This is a genomic window from Ruegeria sp. ANG-R, from assembly GCF_000813985.1.
Classification (GTDB): Bacteria; Pseudomonadota; Alphaproteobacteria; order Rhodobacterales; family Rhodobacteraceae; genus Ruegeria.
The window spans coordinates 230374-246218 of record NZ_JWLJ01000006.1 but is presented as its reverse complement, the minus strand read 5'-3'; the positions used below and the strand labels follow the sequence as shown (position 1 = coordinate 246218).

The following is a 15845-nucleotide window of genomic DNA, read 5'->3' as shown; positions in this document are numbered from 1 at the left end:
CCGGGCCGGTGGGCCTTGACGGTTTGATTATTCCAACCCAGAAAATCATAAAAAATCCTTGTGCCTCAGGGCTGAACCGGTAACTTGCCAGTCCCGCCCATGTGCGCACTCAAGCCAGAGGAACTGAGGGTATGAAGATCAGCATCGAACGCGGCACCCTTCTCAAGGCCGTTTCGCAGGCCCAATCCGTTGTGGAACGCCGCAACACCATCCCGATCCTGGCCAATGTGCTGATCGAAGCCGAGGGCGATCAGGCGCTGTTCCGAGCAACTGATCTGGATATCGAGGTTGTCGACAAGGCACCTGCGCAGGTCGAGAAAGCTGGAGCGACAACTGTCGCCGCCACAACGCTGCATGAGATTGTGCGCAAGCTGCCCGATGGAGCGCTGGTGACCTTGACTGCCGATAGTGCGGCGGGTCGACTGACAGTTGAAGCGGGCCGTTCGAATTTCTCGCTGGCGACGCTGCCGAAAGAAGATTTCCCAGTCATGGCGTCCTCGGAATACCAATCGAACTTCACCGCGTCGGCGGCGTTACTGCGGCGGTTGTTCGACAAATCGAAATTCGCGATCTCGACCGAAGAGACGCGGTATTATCTGAACGGCGTTTATATGCACGTGGCGGATGGCTCTGAGGGCGGCAAGGTGCTGCGCTGCGTGGCTACCGATGGCCACCGCCTAGCACGCATTGACGCTGACCTGCCGGATGGCGCTGCGGACATGCCCGGTGTGATTGTTCCCCGTAAGACTGTGGGTGAACTGCGCAAACTTCTGGATGATGATGAGATGGATATTGCCGTCTCGGTCAGCGAAACCAAGGTGCGGTTTGCGACGCCGGATATTACGCTGACGTCGAAGGTGATTGACGGCACCTTCCCGGACTACACGCGTGTTATCCCGCAGGGAAACACACGCAAGCTGGAAGTGGATGCCGCTGAATTCGCTCAGGCTGTTGATCGTGTGGCGACCGTTTCATCCGAACGGTCCCGCGCCGTCAAGCTGCAGTTGGACTCGGATAAGTTGGTTCTGTCGGTGAATGCACCGGATAGCGGTGCGGCTGAGGAAGAGTTGGCCGTTGCGTACGGAGATGAGCGTCTTGAGATCGGCTTTAACGCAAAATACCTGCTTGAAATCGCCTCGCAGGTGGATCGCGAGAATGCGGTGTTCATGTTCAATTCGGCAGGTGACCCGACTCTGATGCGGGAAGGCAATGATCAGAGCGCGGTTTATGTCGTCATGCCGATGCGCGTCTGATCGCGCTGGCGCGCGATGCCTCCGGCGGAGGTATTTTTGAACAGAAGAAGGGAGGGGTCATGGGATTGGCCCTGACCGAGCTTACGGTCTCGCATTTTAGGTCTCACAAGCTGGCGCGGTTATCTTTGGACGGGCGGCCGGTGGCGATCCATGGGCCGAACGGGGCCGGGAAGACCAATATTCTGGAAGCGGTGTCGTTGTTTTCGCCCGGGCGCGGGATGCGGCGCGCGAGCGCGGCTGAGATGACGCGGCGCCCCGAGGCGCTGGGTTGGAAGCTTTCTGGGCTGTTGCAGGCGCAAGGGCAGAAGTTTGAAATCGAGACCTGGTCCGAAGGCGGCGCCGCGCGGCAGGTGCGGATTGATGAGAAAGCCTCAAGCCAGATCGAGCTGGGAAAGCTGGCGCGGGTGGTTTGGTTGATCCCCTCGATGGATCGTCTCTGGATCGAAGGTGCGGAAGGGCGGCGGCGTTTTCTGGATCGGATCGCGCTGAGTTTTGATCCCGCCCACGCCGAAGCGTCTCTAACATACGAAAAAGCGATGCGCGAGCGGAACCGGTTGCTGAAAGAGCAGGTGCGGGATGCCCATTGGTATGCGGCGCTGGAAGGGCAGATGGCCGAGATGGGGCATCGCATCCACGCAGCGCGTTTGCTTGCACTGGAGCATCTGCGCACCGCGCAGGACAAAGCAGAGACGGCCTTTCCATCGGCGGAGCTTGAGCTGGTGCAGACCGAAGGCGCGATGCCGGAGACGGCAGGGGATTTGCGCGAGGCTTTGAATGAAAGCCGGTTTCGTGATCTGGCAGCGGGTCGCACTCTGGTCGGGCCGCATCGGTCAGATTTGTACGGAGTCTTTGCTGCAAAGGGCGTTCCGGCCAAGGATTGCTCAACCGGTGAGCAAAAGGCGTTGCTGGTCTCGCTGATCCTGTCGAACGCACGGGCGCTGGCGCGCATGGTGGGCGCGCCACCGATTGTGCTGTTGGATGAGGTGGCGGCGCATCTCGATGCCGGTCGGCGGGCAGCGCTTTACGATGAGATTTGCGCGCTGGGTGCGCAGGCCTGGATGACGGGCACCGGGCCTGAGCTGTTTGCGGAATTGGGGGACCGGGCCCAAACGCTGGTCGTTACCGAAGGCGATGAGGGTTCGGTCGTTAGCGCTTAGGCAGGCTCGCTGACTCTGCGCTCCCACAGGAAGCTGCGCATCACCTCGTCGACCGGTGTTTTGGCCATGTGGTTGACGTAGTTCGACATGGTTTTCTGCGCCAGACCAAGAACCACATCCAAAACCGCGCGGTGCGAGTAACCTGCGTCAAAGAACGCTTGCAGTTGTTCTTCGGTGGGGTTGCCGCGGGTCTCCATCACTTGCAGGGTGAAAGTGCGCAGCGCTTCCAGCTTGGCCGAGGGCAGCGGAGTTTCATTGCGCAACGCCTCGGTGATGTCGTCCGAGACCTTCATCATCTTCGCGATGCCGGTATGTGCAGGCACGCAATAGTGACATTCGTTTTCTACATTGATCGTCTGCCAGACGACGGTCTTCTCGTCATTATCAAAGTCAGTCTGCAGGAACAGCCCGTGCAAAACCTGATAGCCTTCCAGATGCTGTGGGCTTTCCGCCATCACCTTGTGCAGGCCGGGCAGGCGACCGAAGGCGACCTGAGATCTTTCCAGCAGCGGTTTGGACCCTTTGGGGGCGGTTTCAAGGTCGTGGGAGGGGAAGTCGGCCATTTCGGAGCTCCATTTTTGGGTGCGGTGATACGGAAATAGGGTTTATTGAGCGATCACTCAAGTATATATTTGAGCAAACGTTCAAGAATTGGTGAGAATATGCCCCGAAAGCCTGAATATGACCGGGATGATCTGATTTTGCGGGCCAGGGATTTGTTCTGGCGTCAGGGGTGGGCAGGGACGTCCCTGAAAGATCTGGAGCGCGAACTGAAACTGAAGCCGGGAAGCTTTTATGCGGCCTTCGGCTCCAAAGACGCGCTCTATGCGCTGGCGTTGCAGCGGTATGCGGCGGATGGCGTTGCGCGGTTACGTAAGTTGGCCGATGAACTGGGGCCGAAGGCCGCGCTGCAAACGCAGCCGCGTCTTGTGGCCGAGGGCGCCGGGATGCCTGCAAGGGCCTGTATGCTGGCCAAAACATATGCGGAACTGCAGGCGAAAGATCATGATCTGGCAGAAAAGGCAGATGCACATCTTGCCGAAATGCGAGCCTGTTTTTCTGCGCTTTTCCGTCGGGCACAAGAGGCTGGCGAAATTGGTCGGCCGCATGACCCAGACCGGCTGGCAGCACGTTATCAATCCGACCTCCTGGGGCTGCGTCTGACAGCCGAACGCAACGACGTGGATGCGCTTGCGATCGCCGAGGATATTGCGGCTGATATCGATCGTCTCTGATCTGCGCGAAATTGCCAATACGCACACAAAATATTGGGGGATCGCGTGACAATCCCCACCAGAGAACGTATAAGTTACGAAAATAATATAGGTACTAACGGCATGTCCGAAGACGCACAGGCACCCCTGGAATACGGCGCAGATTCCATCAAAGTTCTCAAAGGTTTAGAGGCTGTTCGCAAGCGCCCCGGAATGTATATCGGGGACACGGATGATGGCTCGGGTCTGCACCATATGGTGTATGAGGTTGTCGACAATGGGATTGACGAGGCGCTGGCGGGTCATGCCGACCATGTGACTGTGAAAATTCATGCCGATTCCAGCGTTTCGGTCAGTGATAACGGCCGCGGGATTCCGGTGGACATTCACGCCGAAGAGGGGGTCTCGGCTGCCGAGGTCATCATGACCCAGCTACATGCTGGCGGTAAATTCGACAGCAACTCGTACAAGGTGTCGGGCGGCTTGCACGGTGTCGGTGTGTCGGTGGTGAACGCGTTGTCGGATTGGCTGGAACTGCGCATCTGGCGGAACGGTAAAGAGCATGTGGCGCGGTTTGAAGGCGGCGAAACCGCCGAGCATCTGAAAGTGGTCGGTGAGTGTGGGGATCACACTGGCACCGAGGTGCGCTTTTTGGCTTCGACCGATACGTTTTCGAACCTCGAATACTCGTTCGAGACACTGGAAAAGCGCCTGCGCGAACTGGCCTTCCTGAATTCGGGCGTGCGGATCATCCTGATCGACGAGCGTCCTGCGGAGCGGCTTGAGACTGAGTTGTTCTACGAGGGCGGCGTGAAGGAGTTCGTGAAGTATCTGGATCGTTCGAAAACGGCTGCGATGCCGGAACCGATCTACATCAAAGGCGAGCGCGATGATATTGGCGTTGAGATCGCGATGTGGTGGAACGACAGCTACCATGAGACCGTATTGCCCTTCACCAACAACATTCCGCAGCGCGACGGCGGCACCCACGTGGCAGGCTTTCGGGGCGCGTTGACCCGGACGATCAACAACTACGCGCAATCCAGCGGGATCGCGAAGAAGGAAAAAGTCAGCTTTACGGGTGATGATGCGCGCGAAGGTTTGACCTGTGTGCTGTCGGTCAAAGTGCCCGACCCGAAATTCTCGTCCCAGACCAAGGACAAACTGGTCAGTTCCGAGGTGCGCCCGGCGGTCGAAGGTCTGATGAACGAGAAACTGGCCGAATGGTTCGAGGAGAACCCGAACGAGGCCAAGACAATCGTCGGCAAGATCATCGAGGCGGCTCTGGCCCGCGAGGCCGCGCGGAAGGCTCGTGAACTGACCCGCCGCAAGACGGCGATGGATGTGAACTATCTGGCTGGCAAGCTGAAAGACTGCTCCGAAAAGGACCCGTCCAAGACCGAAGTCTTTCTGGTCGAGGGTGATTCTGCCGGTGGTTCTGCGCAAACCGGCCGAGACCGGCTGACTCAGGCCGTTCTGCCCCTGCGCGGGAAAATTCTGAACGTGGAACGCGCGCGTTTTGACCGGATGCTGTCGTCGCAAGAGATCGGGAACCTTGTGATGGCGCTGGGCACCGGGATTGGACGTGACGAGTTCAATATCGAGAAGCTGCGCTACCACAAGATCGTCATCATGACCGACGCGGACGTGGACGGCGCGCATATCCGGACACTGCTTCTGACCTTTTTCTACCGACAGATGCCGGAGTTGATTGAAGGCGGGTACCTCTACATCGCGCAGCCGCCACTTTACAAGGTTTCGCGTGGTAAATCAGAGGTTTACCTGAAGGATCAGGCCGCGCTCGATGACTACCTGATCAATCAGGGCGTAGAAGGCGCGGTGCTTAAGCTGGGCTCAGGCGAAGAGATCATTGGTCAGGACCTGACCCGGGTGGTTGACGAAGCGCGTCAACTCAAGCGCGTCCTCGATGCCTTCCCAACACACTATCCGCGTCACATTCTGGAGCAGGCCGCTGTGGCTGGCGCCTTTGTGCCGGGAGCCGTTGACGCCGACCTGCAAGGCGTGGCCGACAAAGTCGCGGCCCGCCTCGACCTGATTGCGCTGGAATACGAACGCGGCTGGCAAGGCCGGATCACGCAGGATCACGGTATCCGCCTCGCACGCATTCTGCGCGGTGTCGAGGAGGTGCGCACGCTGGACGGCCCCATGTTGCGCTCGGGCGAGGCTCTCAAAACCGGCAGTTTCACTCAAAGTCTGCAAGAGATCTATAGCACTCCGGCCGATCTGATTCGCCGTGATCGCTCGCAGGTGATCCACGGACCGTTGGATCTGCTACGCGCTATTCTTGAAGAGGGCGAAAAGGGCCTCTCTCTCCAGCGCTACAAGGGCCTGGGTGAGATGAACCCGGATCAACTGTGGGAAACAACGCTGGACCCGGATGCGCGGACCCTTTTGCAAGTGCGCGTAGATGATATGGTCGAAGCGGATGACCTGTTTACCAAACTCATGGGCGATGTTGTCGAACCGCGCCGCGAGTTTATCCAGAAGAATGCCCTGAGCGTAGAGAATTTGGATTTTTAGATCGGTGTAGGATCGCGCATAATCGTTCGCCTTGGTGTCTCAGACGGATTGTGTGGATTATGTTGAAGCAGCCCAAAAATCCGAAGCGATACAGGTATCAGGTGAGGATTTATGAGTGTTGCTAAATGCCACTCATAGAGTGCAATGCTTATGGCAGTTTTTGGAACGCGGTTTGCGCCAAGGACTTCAAAGTTGCACCTTATCGCGATACCAGCGCATGCATAAGGTGGAAGGAGGCTGTGAGTTAGTTTAGAAGCGGCAAAGGACTTCTGAATGATCTGCGAACCTCTTGAATTGACACGAATCTCCACCGAACCAGATCACCGAAAGGCTGAACTCCCTGGATTTGTCACGTTAAGTGATGACAATTATGAGCCGCATGTGTGAGAGCATCCACAAGGTGTGCCGAGGGTATATATTTGGAAGAAAGTGGTAGGTAGCAGGGTGGGGCAAGACACACCGAGAGCGAACTCGCAGATGACAGCGCTCGCTCAACGCATCGAAGATGAGATGCGGGATCAGAAAACTTACAACGGCTATATTGATAAGCTTCAATATCTCATTTCGAATCGCGAGGACTCTGACCTAAAGGGTCTGCGTGAAAAGCTTGATGCTGTCGACCGAGCAGATGAGTGGACGAGTGCTGAACGAGACCTACTCGCCTTTGAACAAATGATTGAAAAGTATACGCATTATCAATCGGCTCAGATGCTCTTTGTTCGTCTGTTGATGAGGATCATGACAGTCTTTGAAACCAAGATTATGCCGCCCGCGTTTATGCTTTCCCGCCAAAAGTGAATGCAATAATTCATGAGGACATAATACAGCCCACTCTGGAAGATATTGATGCCATCAGCGCCCCTTCATGGATAAGGGGGATATTCAAGGCATGATAAATTGGCTCGCTGAGCGCTGCCACATCAGGTGGCAATCATGCTAAACGTTTCATACTCGGCTTCATATGATCCTTATCACACGGCGTTTCGATTTCTGACGCTTCTTCGTTTTGGTGATTGTGAGAAGTATGACTATGACTGGCTTAGGATCGCTGACTTCTATTCGTGCTTCCCTGAGAGGCTATCGGAATTTCGCGCGCCACGTGAAATCTCTGGCTTAACGAAGAGAATAAATGGGTTGGTGAGGGCATTGCCTGATGTCCGCTATGCCGCCCTACCAGAATCAAGTGTCCTGTTCGATCGGATGTCAGTAGTTCAAGACTCCGCTCTGAGCGCGCTTAGTAAGCAAGAGATTGTCACCCTGTCCACAATAAGCAACAGACGATACGTTTTGCTTCACGAAAGCAGGATACCGCAGCCTCTTACAGAGGCTCTAAATCTTGCCACAGACAAGCATAAAGAACTGCTGAGGATTTTGGTCGACGATTTCTTGCAAATAAGCGTTTCTGGACCCGGTGGGCTTAAAGATAGATCTGGTCTTGGGGAATTTCGATATGACACAGCTTAACCCGAACCTGATGATTAGACGTCTAAAGATCGTCAAGTCAGGTAGTGCTGTTTTTGATGAGTACTTCCACCGTGGACTAAACATTATTCGCGGCCAGAACAGCTCTGGTAAATCTACGATCATGGATTTTCTTTACTATTCTCTGGGAGGAGATGTTGAGAAAGGACATTGGCGCGAGGCGGCCGCAGGCTGCGACTCCGTCATAGTGGAGATTTCAGCGAATATAAGCCGTTCCATGATCGTCTTCATCAGACTGTTGGTCAGCACTTTGAAGGCTCTTACTCGGTCGGTGTGTCGGGTGACCGAGCATGGATCTCCGCGGCCGAGGCAAGTCGGCAGCTTGGCGTGAGAGCAGAACGCGTTGTGGCAGCTGTTGCTGCTGGCGCGCTCCGTGGCCGTCAATCGACATCCGGCTACGGACACAAACATACCATGGTGCCTCGAGACGAAGTGGAGGTCCTGATTGCAGGTCGGGATAAATACCTCTCAGCGAAAGATGCAATGGCGTTCCTCGGCGTTGGCAAAAATCAGTTCAATCTCATGCAAGAAGCCGGAATGGTTGCGCGTGAGGGCACGTCTTCAGACCTCTGGAATTGATGTTGTTGGTGAGAAGAAAGTCGGAACTACCAGTCGGGGAGCGCTTGTCAGGATCGCCGACCTGTCTTCTTTTCTTGGCTGAAATTCACCATTTCACGCTTCGTTTCCTGCGAGCGTTGTTCGCAAATGCTCGAGAAACAAACGGACGCGGTGTGGTTGGAATGCTTTGTCGGGATAAACGCCGAAAACGCCGACGTCTGGAAAACTGTCATCCAGGTAAATTTGGGAAAGTCGCTGGGCCTCAACGAGGTCCAAGGCCATGATCTCCGGCAATAGTCCGATCCCCATTCCCCGGATCAATGCCTCTCGGTAGATGTGGGTTTGGTTTATCACCATGCGCCAGGGTTGTCGCAGTTTGCGCAGGCCGGTCTTTGTTAACAGCGGCCAGCTGTCTCCAAAGCGCGAACCGCCGAACGCCAGACAGGCATGATTGTCGAGCTCCTGAACGGTGGTCGGCACGCCATAACTTTCAAGATAGGATGGGGCAGCAAACAAACTCAGCCGGGTATCGGTCAGTTTGGTCACAATCAGGGAGCTGTCTTCAAGCGAGATCGCCAACCGGATCGCAAGATCGACCTTTGCACTGACAAAATCAGTCTGATCGTTGTCGAACACCAGATCGAACAACACTTGCGGATAGAGCTTCTGGAAGCTTTCAGCGGCATCCATCAGCAGAGTGCCCATGCCTTCGGGCGCTGCCACGCGGACAATGCCCGAAGGACCGACGCCTTTTCGATCCGCAACATCCTGTTCCAGTTCCGCCATCTGGTCCAGCATGGTTTTGCAGCCATGATAGTAACGCTGACCCGCGTCGGTCACCTCCATCGACCGTGTGGTGCGGTTGATAAGCCGCAGACCCAGCATCGCCTCAAGATCGGCCACATGTCGGCCTACGATCGTAGGGGTAACGTTCTTGTCCGCCGCAGCGGCTGCGAAGCTGCCCAGTTCAACCGCGCGGGCAAACACAGCCATCTTCCTGAGCTTATCCATTAGATACTTTCAGTAAGTTCTCTATTGCATACTGCTCCAATTATACCTGCATTCATCAATGATATATAGCCTCCCAGACAATAGGAGGCCCTTGCCATGAAACGCATTCTCACAGCCCTTGCGGCCGCAACCGCCTTTGCGAGCGCCGCAATTGCCGCTGATGACGAGATGAAACCTGTCATGACCGAGCTGAAAGATGGTGTCTATCAGTTCCACATGGCGCATTATTCCAGCCTGATCGTGATCACCGATGACGGCGTCATCGTCGTGGATCCCAACCAGGAATTCCGCGCCGAAGCAATGCGGGCCGAAATTGCAAAGCTGACGGATCAGCCCGTGGTCAAGGTGCTCTATTCCCATCCCCATTTCGACCATTCCCGCGGAGGACAAATCTTCAAGGACGAAGGCGCCGAGTTCATCACGCATGAAGGGTGCGCCGAATTGCTGGGCCGTGATCTGGAAAACCGGGTCGTGCAACCTGACGTAACCTATGAAGGGGACGAATACCGGATCGAGCTTGGCGGCAAGGTCGTCGAAATGCGCTACTACGGTTCGAACGATGGTCAGTGCAACAGCGCCATCTACATGCCAAAAGACAAGGTTCTCATGGCGGTCGACTGGCACCTTCAGGGTTTCGTGAACCTTCCCGGCCGCCTGAACACGCATGACTACGTGGGTTCGCTAAACACGCTGCGCCGCGTGACGACCGAACTGGAATTCGACACGGTCATATCAGGGCACATGCCGATGTCGTCGCCGGAGCAACTGGCCGAGGATTTGGCTTTCAACGAGGCGCTTTTCAAGGCCGTGTCGGAGGGTCTTGCTGCGGGCAAGACGGTCGAGGAACTGAAGGAAACGGTCGAGCTGCCCGAGTTCAGCCACTGGTTCATGTATGACCAGAACCTGTCTGCCCATGTGGAGCGCATGGCCTATTCGATCTGGCACGGCCACTGACCTAAACAGACCGGGCAGTGTCACTGCCCGGTCCTGCCCTACCCAAATGACCCGAAAACGGAGCATGACATGCCCAAGAAAACCGAAACTACTGGCAAGAAGACGGTCATCAGCGGCTGGCATGAAGGCCGTAAGTATTTCATGGCCGAAAACGAATACACCTCGGTCGCGGCTGGCAAAGAGGACACCCAGTCCGAGTATGTTTTCGGCGCGGGCGAAATCGCGCCCGGCAGTTGCATCCCCGATCACTACCACAAATGGGAAGACCAGACCTTTCACATCATCGAAGGTGACCTTGAGGTCAAAATCGGCGATGAGGTTTTCAGGGCCGGGCCCGGCGCCAGCATCCAATGCCCGCGCGGTGTCTCCCACTACATGAAAAACGTGGGCGATACGACCGCCAAGCTGATCAGCTACATCTTCCCCGGCGATTGGGCCGAGGACTTCATGGCCGAAACGTCTCGCCAGAATGAAACCGGCGTGCGAGATCTGAAGCTGATCGAGGAACGTTTTGGCGTTGTCTACCTGTGAGGGTGGCGGAGTAACGTCGATGAAACTCTTTGTCTTTGAAACCTGTCCATTTTGCGTGCGCGCCCGCATAATGGCTGGCCTGAAGGATCTGTCGCCCGAACTCGTCTATGTGGCGCCGGGGCAGGTTCCAGCCGAGCTTGAGGGTTGGGTCGACAGATTGACCGTTCCGATTTTGGTGGATGGTGAGACGCTGATTCAGGACAGCACAGAAATCATTCGTCATTTTGATGCAATTGGCACGCCATTGCTATCGTCCTATGACACCGGTCTGGAATTGGAAAAATGGCGCGAGACGGTATCCTCGGCACTAAACGCTCTGTGCTATCCACGCATGCCGCGCTTGAATGTTCCCGAGCTGGCATCTTCTGAGGCCTTGGCCTTCTTTGAAAGTGCAATGCCAGAGCGGATAGGAATGGCATTTGCGGATGCACTTGCGCGAACTCCGCAGCTTGCTGTTGAAGTTGAAGCTGCTCTTCCCCGTGTCGTTCAGTTTTTGGCCTCCGGCGATATCAGCTTCGACACACTGGCTGCGCTGGCGGAGCTGCGAAGCCTGACCATGGTCGCCGAACTCAATTTCCCCGAACAGGTTTCAACGCCATTTTACGAATTGATGAGCTGCGCCGGTATCCCGCCCTTCACGCCAGTGGAGGCCCTATACGCAGATCTGAAGGTGACCGGCGATGTCTAACGTGGCAATGCATTCGAGCGGTGATCAGGCCCAAGGCAATTCGCCCAACCAGGACTTGACTGTGGTTACCGACAAACGCGCTTCATCTGAATGCGATAGCAGCCACACATCTCGCGCCATGCCCGATCTCGATGTCTCTGCGCCGATACAACGAAACCTTTTGTTACCCTCGCAAACGAGTTTAGGCAGGACAGCTTTCCCATAACCTCGGGCCGCCGCCTCAAGAGCGGTATCGATGTCCGATACCCGGAATCTGCTTGGGCGCTGTTTGAGGCGCTTTCGAAGCTCCTCTGTCCATCGCGCCTGCGGAAGGGAGGCGGATGCGTCGTCATAGCAAATCCAGTCTGCGTCATCCTGCTGTTCTGGTGTGAGCTGCGATCCGCAATACGCATCAAACCCCAATTCGCCGAGTTTTTGGGCCATTGTCGCCAAGCCGCCCTGTTCGGGACGGGAGAAACGGATAGCCAAGTCGGCTTCGCGTTTTGTCAGGTCGATGTTTCGTGCTTCAGGAACCAGCTCGACAGCCAGGTGTGGATGCTTGTCGCCCAGCTTTCCGAGGTGAGGCAGAATGACGTGATTGATGATCACCGGAACGGCGCTGATCCTGATCGTGCCTCCAATCTGGCCGGAGGACTGGTCCAGATGCTCTGTTAGCACCGTGTTTTCGCGTTCCATGGTTTCAGCGTGATCGAGTATTTGCTGCGCTGCTTCCGCCAATTGGTGGCGACCCGCTTCATTTCGGACAAAGAGGGTCACTCGCAGCGCCTGTTGCAGCCGTTTCAAACGCCGTGCGACCGTCGTTTCATTCACACCGCACCGCCGCGCCGCGTCTGACAGCGTGCCCGTTCTGTGCAGCGCGAGCAGATATTTGAAATCATCCCAATCATGATCCTGCATTTTTGCAGAATAGATTGGCAAAAGGTCTTTGCCAAACAGCAACTTTGCCATGCCATAATCACTCGGCACAGCAAAGTGAGGGTCCGCAATGAAATTCATAGTCCTGTTTGAAGATGCCACAGATGCCGATCCCGGTATTCGGGCGGCTCTCATGAAGGAGCATATAGCTTTCCTCGAAGACAACGCCGAGGCCGTGGAAGCCGCCGGGCCCCTGACGGATGGTGAGAACAGAGGGCGCGATGGTCTTTGGATCGTTGAGGCAGAGGATCAAAGTGAGGTCGAGAAGCTGATCCACGCCGATCCGTTTTGGCCCACGGGTCTCAGGGCCTCCTTTTCCATTCTGCCCTGGAAGCAGGTTTACCGGGACGGCAGGGGACTGATCTCTTCCTGAGGTTTGCGAGGGACCGCCTACTATTCAGTTCCGATTGCCAGCATGAGCAGCAGAGCACACGGCGATTGTTGATTTCGTTCAGATCACCTTTTTGCATGAGATATCAACGGGCGGTATCTGCAATTTTCAGCCGCCGCCTGGCTCCGTCAGCTTTTGGCGAAGTCCTTACCAAACATGGCTCTGGGCCTCGTTTTGGATTATGGTCTCAGAATGGACAGCAAGCTCCAATCTCTCAGCCGCGCCGACCTGATTGCACTTCTGCGCAAGTTTGTTCCTGCAGACGAATTGGAGCGCTGTCCGGACGATTTGCTGAAACAGAAAATCAAAAGATCAAATGTTTGGTGTCGTGACAGCGCAGAGGCAGTGGCTGAAGAAGCTGTTGCCGCTTCAGCAGTAAGTGCCATTCTTGAACGGATTGAGGATGGCCGCAACCCAAATTTCGACGTTCCAGGCGAGCTGAAACCCAAAAGGGATGCTCTGACGGAGGCAATCGAGACAGATACCGATGCAACGACCAAGGGCGAGGAGGATGCTTGATTTCTGGTTGCCAAGGGCAAGCAATTGACGGAGCTTGTATCATTGCCAACGCATTGCCGATCTCAACAGTGCAGCTTGTGCTTGTGGTGAGCGACAACCATTGTTTCATAGATGGATTGCTCACGACCGTTGCCCTCCATCACCATGTTCATTCAGTAAGCCCGCTGGGTTCAGCTGCCCGTCCGTTTTGCAAGTATCGCGGTCGGATTAGAAACCCAAGTATTGCGCTGGAACGAAATCCGTCAACCAAACCGCATTGTCCGCCCGATAGAACGCATAACCATCCCGATGCATACTGCCAGTTTCTATTCGAAGGACGGTCGGTTTCCCGTGCCGTTGCCCTACCTTTTCAGCGGTTTCAGGATCAGGAGAAAGGTGGACCTGTTGCCGCCTACCTGGTTTCAGACCTTCGCTGAATATGCTGTCGAGATTTGATCTGGCGGTGCCATGATACAGGGTTTCCGGCGGCGCTACGGCTTCGAGACCCAAATCGACCTCAACGGAATGCCCTTGGGCGGCCCTTATAAGAGTTCCATCCTCCGAAAGCGTGAACCGTTTCTTGTCGTTTTCCTCGACGATTTTGTGCAGTTCCTCGACGCTCAGTGATTGGCCATTCCGTTTCATCCCCCGCAGAAGATCGTCAACGCGCACCCATCCGCCCGGCATCAGGGACAAGCTAACGAGTTCGGGCTCGTGTCTCAGAATCCGTGATAAAGTCTTGCTTTGTTTCGACATCGCCGGAGCCTTTCTGACTTTCGCTGCATTTGGACTGTTCGAACCTGGATGTGTCAACATACCATCGGCGGATTGGACGGGCTTTACACGGAGCATCTGTCCACCGGACTCGAAGATGGCTCCGCAAGGGGTGCCCGGACAGGCAGTTTTTGGTAGTATGGCACCGATTTGGAGGGGTTGGTTGGGAAAGGAATCAGTATGAGCGTCGAAGAACTGAAGCAGGAGATCCTGGCGGAGAGGCCAGAACTCAAAGAGTTTCTCGCGCAATATCAGGAGAAGACGGACCTTGCCCTGGAGCTCTTGAAACTGAGAAAGCTGGCGGGGCTCACGAAAGACGCGCTAGCGGATGTCTCGGGACTTTCTCTCGACCAGATTGAGCGACTTGAAGCGCCCACTGGCGACCTGCCGACAGAAAGTGACGTGGAGATTTACAAAGCTGTGTGCCAGCAAAGCCACGAAGGCTGAACGAAGCCAATTTCAGTATATCTGCTATCGGCCAAACTCACTTGGCGGCACCCCGAATTCATTCCAGAAACCGAACGGCGTTGGTGGAGCGCAACAAAGGGTGCCTTCGCTACGTTTTCTCGACTGTCCGCAACGCCACCGCCTGCCAGTTTGGCGGACGCCAATCCAGGCGCGCTGGGGAGAGCAAAAAGAACCTCGAAATCCGTCGATTGCAATTACGTCTGTAATGCTCCAGCAAGCATCATGCGGCAGAGCTTGGCTACAAAACGAACTACGATGTTGCAACCAAGTAGAAACGTCACTCGGTCTGCAAAGCAGAAGTGTCACCAAAGTGCGCGACGGTAGCATGGCTTAGCAGCCCGGAGACCTCAAATATCGCAGGGCTGAAAAGCCTTGAGAGGAGTTTGGTTGGCAACGTTCCTCGGCCTAATAGCTGCGGCTGGGTCGAGACCTAATTGTCTCTTCCATTCGATCCCATTGATCTGGTGCCGAGATCGATTGCCGGCATTTGATACGAAGCTCGCGTCCCTCTGCGATCAGCTGTCTTGCTTCATCGTATCTGTGTTGCGAGATCAATATGGCAGAAAGTTCTTCCAGCACTGTGTTGTAACCACCTGGTGCTTCCAGGGGGGTGGCGCGATGCGAATCTAATTTGCTTTGCAGCTGTGCTTCCAGATCTTTCGGGCGTCCCAACAGAGCTCTAACCTCCGCCAGATTTTTCTCTCTGGTTTGGTCCACCGTCTTAAGCGTGGTGCCAAGCTGGCGCCGAAGTGTAACAGCTTCATTCAGATTGGCTTCCGCCTCTTCCAGATTGCCTTGTTGCATTTCGAAGTTAGCGAGCGCTGCCAGCAATTCGACAACCATAAGTTCTTCAACATCTGAATAGCGTGAAGTCCTGCTCAGGGTCCGATTTATTACGCTTTTTGCTTCATCAAATTTTGATTGTTCAGTGAGCACCCGTGCATAGTCACCCGCGCGCTTGACATGCAACTCATCGAGCGGCTGTAACAGATCCAGTTCGAAAGCTTGTTTGAACAACAGTTCTGCGGCCTCAAAGTTCTCAGGGAAGTCCAGATTATCGCACGCCTCAAGGGCACGTTCCGACCACTCCATCGATTGCAATTTAGGGTCTGGCATCTGTTTGTAATCTCTTGAATTATTATCGTATCTGTCAGGTTATGCTTCGCAACGTCTTGAGTTCAACCGTTTGTCGAAAACTCAACCGGTAAAGTCTTTTTTGTCGTTTGATTGTTTGGCCGGCCATCCACCGTCATTCACTTCTGAGCCAATAAAACGTCGAGCGGGGCCTTCTTTCTTGCACGCTCTCTCGGCGACCGACCGGGCCTCCGATCGTTGGGCTTGAGCGAGAGGCCTATTCGGTCTTCCTGATCCTAAAGGATGGCACTACGGAAGTGTTTAGGCACTACGCGG

General features: G+C 55.4%; 18 protein-coding genes. 13 read left to right on the top strand and 5 right to left on the bottom strand.

From position 1 onward, the window contains the following. Nucleotides 1–131 precede the first annotated feature (131 nt). Nucleotides 132–1253: a DNA polymerase III subunit beta gene (gene dnaN / locus RA27_RS15680; protein ID WP_039541009.1), complete on the top strand. Its 1122-nt coding sequence runs from the start codon at nucleotides 132–134 to the stop codon at nucleotides 1251–1253. Nucleotides 1254–1312: 59 nt separating this feature from the next. Next, nucleotides 1313–2410, top strand: a complete 1098-nt coding sequence (gene recF / locus RA27_RS15675; RefSeq protein ID WP_039541006.1) for a DNA replication/repair protein RecF — start codon at nucleotides 1313–1315, stop codon at nucleotides 2408–2410. On the opposite strand, the gene RA27_RS15670 is transcribed toward recF, so the two are convergent. Continuing rightward, the gene (locus tag RA27_RS15670) at nucleotides 2407–2973 is read right to left on the bottom strand and encodes a carboxymuconolactone decarboxylase family protein (RefSeq protein WP_039541003.1); all 567 of its coding nucleotides are present in this window, start codon (nucleotides 2971–2973) and stop codon (nucleotides 2407–2409) included. The two genes, recF and RA27_RS15670, sit on opposite strands and share 4 nt — an antisense overlap. 99 nt (nucleotides 2974–3072) lie before the next feature. Here RA27_RS15670 and RA27_RS15665 point away from each other — a divergent pair, with 99 nt between their 5' ends. From RA27_RS15665 to RA27_RS15645, 5 genes are all read left to right on the top strand, one after another. Continuing rightward, nucleotides 3073–3645 (top strand): TetR/AcrR family transcriptional regulator, encoded by a 573-nt coding sequence (locus RA27_RS15665; RefSeq protein WP_039541000.1) that lies wholly within the window; start codon nucleotides 3073–3075, stop codon nucleotides 3643–3645. Nucleotides 3646–3747: 102 nt separating this feature from the next. Next, nucleotides 3748–6165, top strand: coding sequence for a DNA topoisomerase (ATP-hydrolyzing) subunit B (gyrB, locus tag RA27_RS15660; protein ID WP_039540997.1), 2418 nt, complete (start codon nucleotides 3748–3750; stop codon nucleotides 6163–6165). A 477-nt stretch (nucleotides 6166–6642) separates the two neighbouring features. Next, nucleotides 6643–6963 carry an ABC-three component system protein gene (locus tag RA27_RS15655; RefSeq protein ID WP_039540994.1) on the top strand — a complete coding sequence of 107 codons (321 nt, stop codon included), beginning with the start codon at nucleotides 6643–6645 and terminating at the stop codon, nucleotides 6961–6963. A gap of 652 nt (nucleotides 6964–7615) precedes the next feature. Beyond that, complete coding sequence (locus RA27_RS15650) at nucleotides 7616–7978, top strand: ATP-binding protein (RefSeq protein WP_152610716.1); 363 nt, start codon at nucleotides 7616–7618, stop codon at nucleotides 7976–7978. 14 nt (nucleotides 7979–7992) lie between these two features. Next, nucleotides 7993–8226 (top strand): hypothetical protein, encoded by a 234-nt coding sequence (locus RA27_RS15645; protein WP_039540990.1) that lies wholly within the window; start codon nucleotides 7993–7995, stop codon nucleotides 8224–8226. A gap of 93 nt (nucleotides 8227–8319) precedes the next feature. Here RA27_RS15645 and RA27_RS15640 read toward each other — a convergent pair whose 3' ends face one another. Continuing rightward, nucleotides 8320–9216 (bottom strand): LysR family transcriptional regulator, encoded by an 897-nt coding sequence (locus RA27_RS15640; protein WP_039540986.1) that lies wholly within the window; start codon nucleotides 9214–9216, stop codon nucleotides 8320–8322. Nucleotides 9217–9312: 96 nt separating this feature from the next. Here RA27_RS15640 and RA27_RS15635 point away from each other — a divergent pair, with 96 nt between their 5' ends. From RA27_RS15635 to RA27_RS15625, 3 genes are all read left to right on the top strand, one after another. Further along, nucleotides 9313–10170, top strand: a complete 858-nt coding sequence (locus RA27_RS15635) for an MBL fold metallo-hydrolase (protein WP_039540983.1) — start codon at nucleotides 9313–9315, stop codon at nucleotides 10168–10170. Between the two features lie 69 nt (nucleotides 10171–10239). Further along, entirely contained in the window at nucleotides 10240–10701 is a 462-nt protein-coding gene (locus RA27_RS23220; RefSeq protein WP_052265319.1) for a cupin domain-containing protein, read from the top strand. A 19-nt stretch (nucleotides 10702–10720) separates the two neighbouring features. Continuing rightward, complete coding sequence (locus RA27_RS15625) at nucleotides 10721–11389, top strand: glutathione S-transferase N-terminal domain-containing protein (protein WP_082025156.1); 669 nt, start codon at nucleotides 10721–10723, stop codon at nucleotides 11387–11389. Nucleotides 11390–11413: 24 nt separating this feature from the next. On the opposite strand, the gene RA27_RS15620 is transcribed toward RA27_RS15625, so the two are convergent. Continuing rightward, entirely contained in the window at nucleotides 11414–12337 is a 924-nt protein-coding gene (locus tag RA27_RS15620; RefSeq protein WP_052265318.1) for a LysR family transcriptional regulator, read from the bottom strand. Between the two features lie 37 nt (nucleotides 12338–12374). Between RA27_RS15620 and RA27_RS15615 the strand changes: the two genes are divergently transcribed. Both RA27_RS15615 and RA27_RS15610 read left to right on the top strand, forming a co-directional pair. Continuing rightward, nucleotides 12375–12677, top strand: a complete 303-nt coding sequence (locus RA27_RS15615) for a YciI family protein (protein ID WP_039540978.1) — start codon at nucleotides 12375–12377, stop codon at nucleotides 12675–12677. A 174-nt stretch (nucleotides 12678–12851) separates the two neighbouring features. After that, nucleotides 12852–13214 carry a hypothetical protein gene (locus RA27_RS15610; RefSeq protein WP_039540975.1) on the top strand — a complete coding sequence of 121 codons (363 nt, stop codon included), beginning with the start codon at nucleotides 12852–12854 and terminating at the stop codon, nucleotides 13212–13214. 207 nt (nucleotides 13215–13421) lie between these two features. Here the strand turns inward: RA27_RS15610 and RA27_RS15605 are convergent, their stop codons facing one another. Continuing rightward, a complete protein-coding gene (locus RA27_RS15605; protein ID WP_039540972.1) occupies nucleotides 13422–13949 on the bottom strand; it encodes an RNA 2'-phosphotransferase in 528 nt (175 codons plus the stop codon). 198 nt (nucleotides 13950–14147) lie between these two features. Between RA27_RS15605 and RA27_RS15600 the strand changes: the two genes are divergently transcribed. Beyond that, nucleotides 14148–14414, top strand: coding sequence for a helix-turn-helix transcriptional regulator (locus RA27_RS15600; RefSeq protein ID WP_039540969.1), 267 nt, complete (start codon nucleotides 14148–14150; stop codon nucleotides 14412–14414). A gap of 426 nt (nucleotides 14415–14840) precedes the next feature. Here RA27_RS15600 and RA27_RS15595 read toward each other — a convergent pair whose 3' ends face one another. Beyond that, nucleotides 14841–15551 (bottom strand): tetratricopeptide repeat protein, encoded by a 711-nt coding sequence (locus tag RA27_RS15595; RefSeq protein ID WP_039540967.1) that lies wholly within the window; start codon nucleotides 15549–15551, stop codon nucleotides 14841–14843. Between the last annotated feature and the right edge of the window lie 294 nt (nucleotides 15552–15845).

Coding starts and splice junctions, on each gene's coding strand:
- dnaN (WP_039541009.1), top strand. CDS start 132: ATGAAGATCAGCATCGAACGCGGCACCCTTCTCAAGGCCGTTTCGCAG.
- recF (WP_039541006.1), top strand. CDS start 1,313: ATGGGATTGGCCCTGACCGAGCTTACGGTCTCGCATTTTAGGTCTCAC.
- RA27_RS15670 (WP_039541003.1), bottom strand. CDS start 2,973: ATGGCCGACTTCCCCTCCCACGACCTTGAAACCGCCCCCAAAGGGTCC.
- RA27_RS15665 (WP_039541000.1), top strand. CDS start 3,073: ATGCCCCGAAAGCCTGAATATGACCGGGATGATCTGATTTTGCGGGCC.
- gyrB (WP_039540997.1), top strand. CDS start 3,748: ATGTCCGAAGACGCACAGGCACCCCTGGAATACGGCGCAGATTCCATC.
- RA27_RS15655 (WP_039540994.1), top strand. CDS start 6,643: ATGACAGCGCTCGCTCAACGCATCGAAGATGAGATGCGGGATCAGAAA.
- RA27_RS15650 (WP_152610716.1), top strand. CDS start 7,616: ATGACACAGCTTAACCCGAACCTGATGATTAGACGTCTAAAGATCGTC.
- RA27_RS15640 (WP_039540986.1), bottom strand. CDS start 9,216: ATGGATAAGCTCAGGAAGATGGCTGTGTTTGCCCGCGCGGTTGAACTG.
- RA27_RS15635 (WP_039540983.1), top strand. CDS start 9,313: ATGAAACGCATTCTCACAGCCCTTGCGGCCGCAACCGCCTTTGCGAGC.
- RA27_RS23220 (WP_052265319.1), top strand. CDS start 10,240: ATGCCCAAGAAAACCGAAACTACTGGCAAGAAGACGGTCATCAGCGGC.
- RA27_RS15625 (WP_082025156.1), top strand. CDS start 10,721: ATGAAACTCTTTGTCTTTGAAACCTGTCCATTTTGCGTGCGCGCCCGC.
- RA27_RS15620 (WP_052265318.1), bottom strand. CDS start 12,337: ATGGCAAAGTTGCTGTTTGGCAAAGACCTTTTGCCAATCTATTCTGCA.
- RA27_RS15615 (WP_039540978.1), top strand. CDS start 12,375: ATGAAATTCATAGTCCTGTTTGAAGATGCCACAGATGCCGATCCCGGT.
- RA27_RS15610 (WP_039540975.1), top strand. CDS start 12,852: ATGGCTCTGGGCCTCGTTTTGGATTATGGTCTCAGAATGGACAGCAAG.
- RA27_RS15605 (WP_039540972.1), bottom strand. CDS start 13,949: ATGTCGAAACAAAGCAAGACTTTATCACGGATTCTGAGACACGAGCCC.
- RA27_RS15600 (WP_039540969.1), top strand. CDS start 14,148: ATGAGCGTCGAAGAACTGAAGCAGGAGATCCTGGCGGAGAGGCCAGAA.
- RA27_RS15595 (WP_039540967.1), bottom strand. CDS start 15,551: ATGCCAGACCCTAAATTGCAATCGATGGAGTGGTCGGAACGTGCCCTT.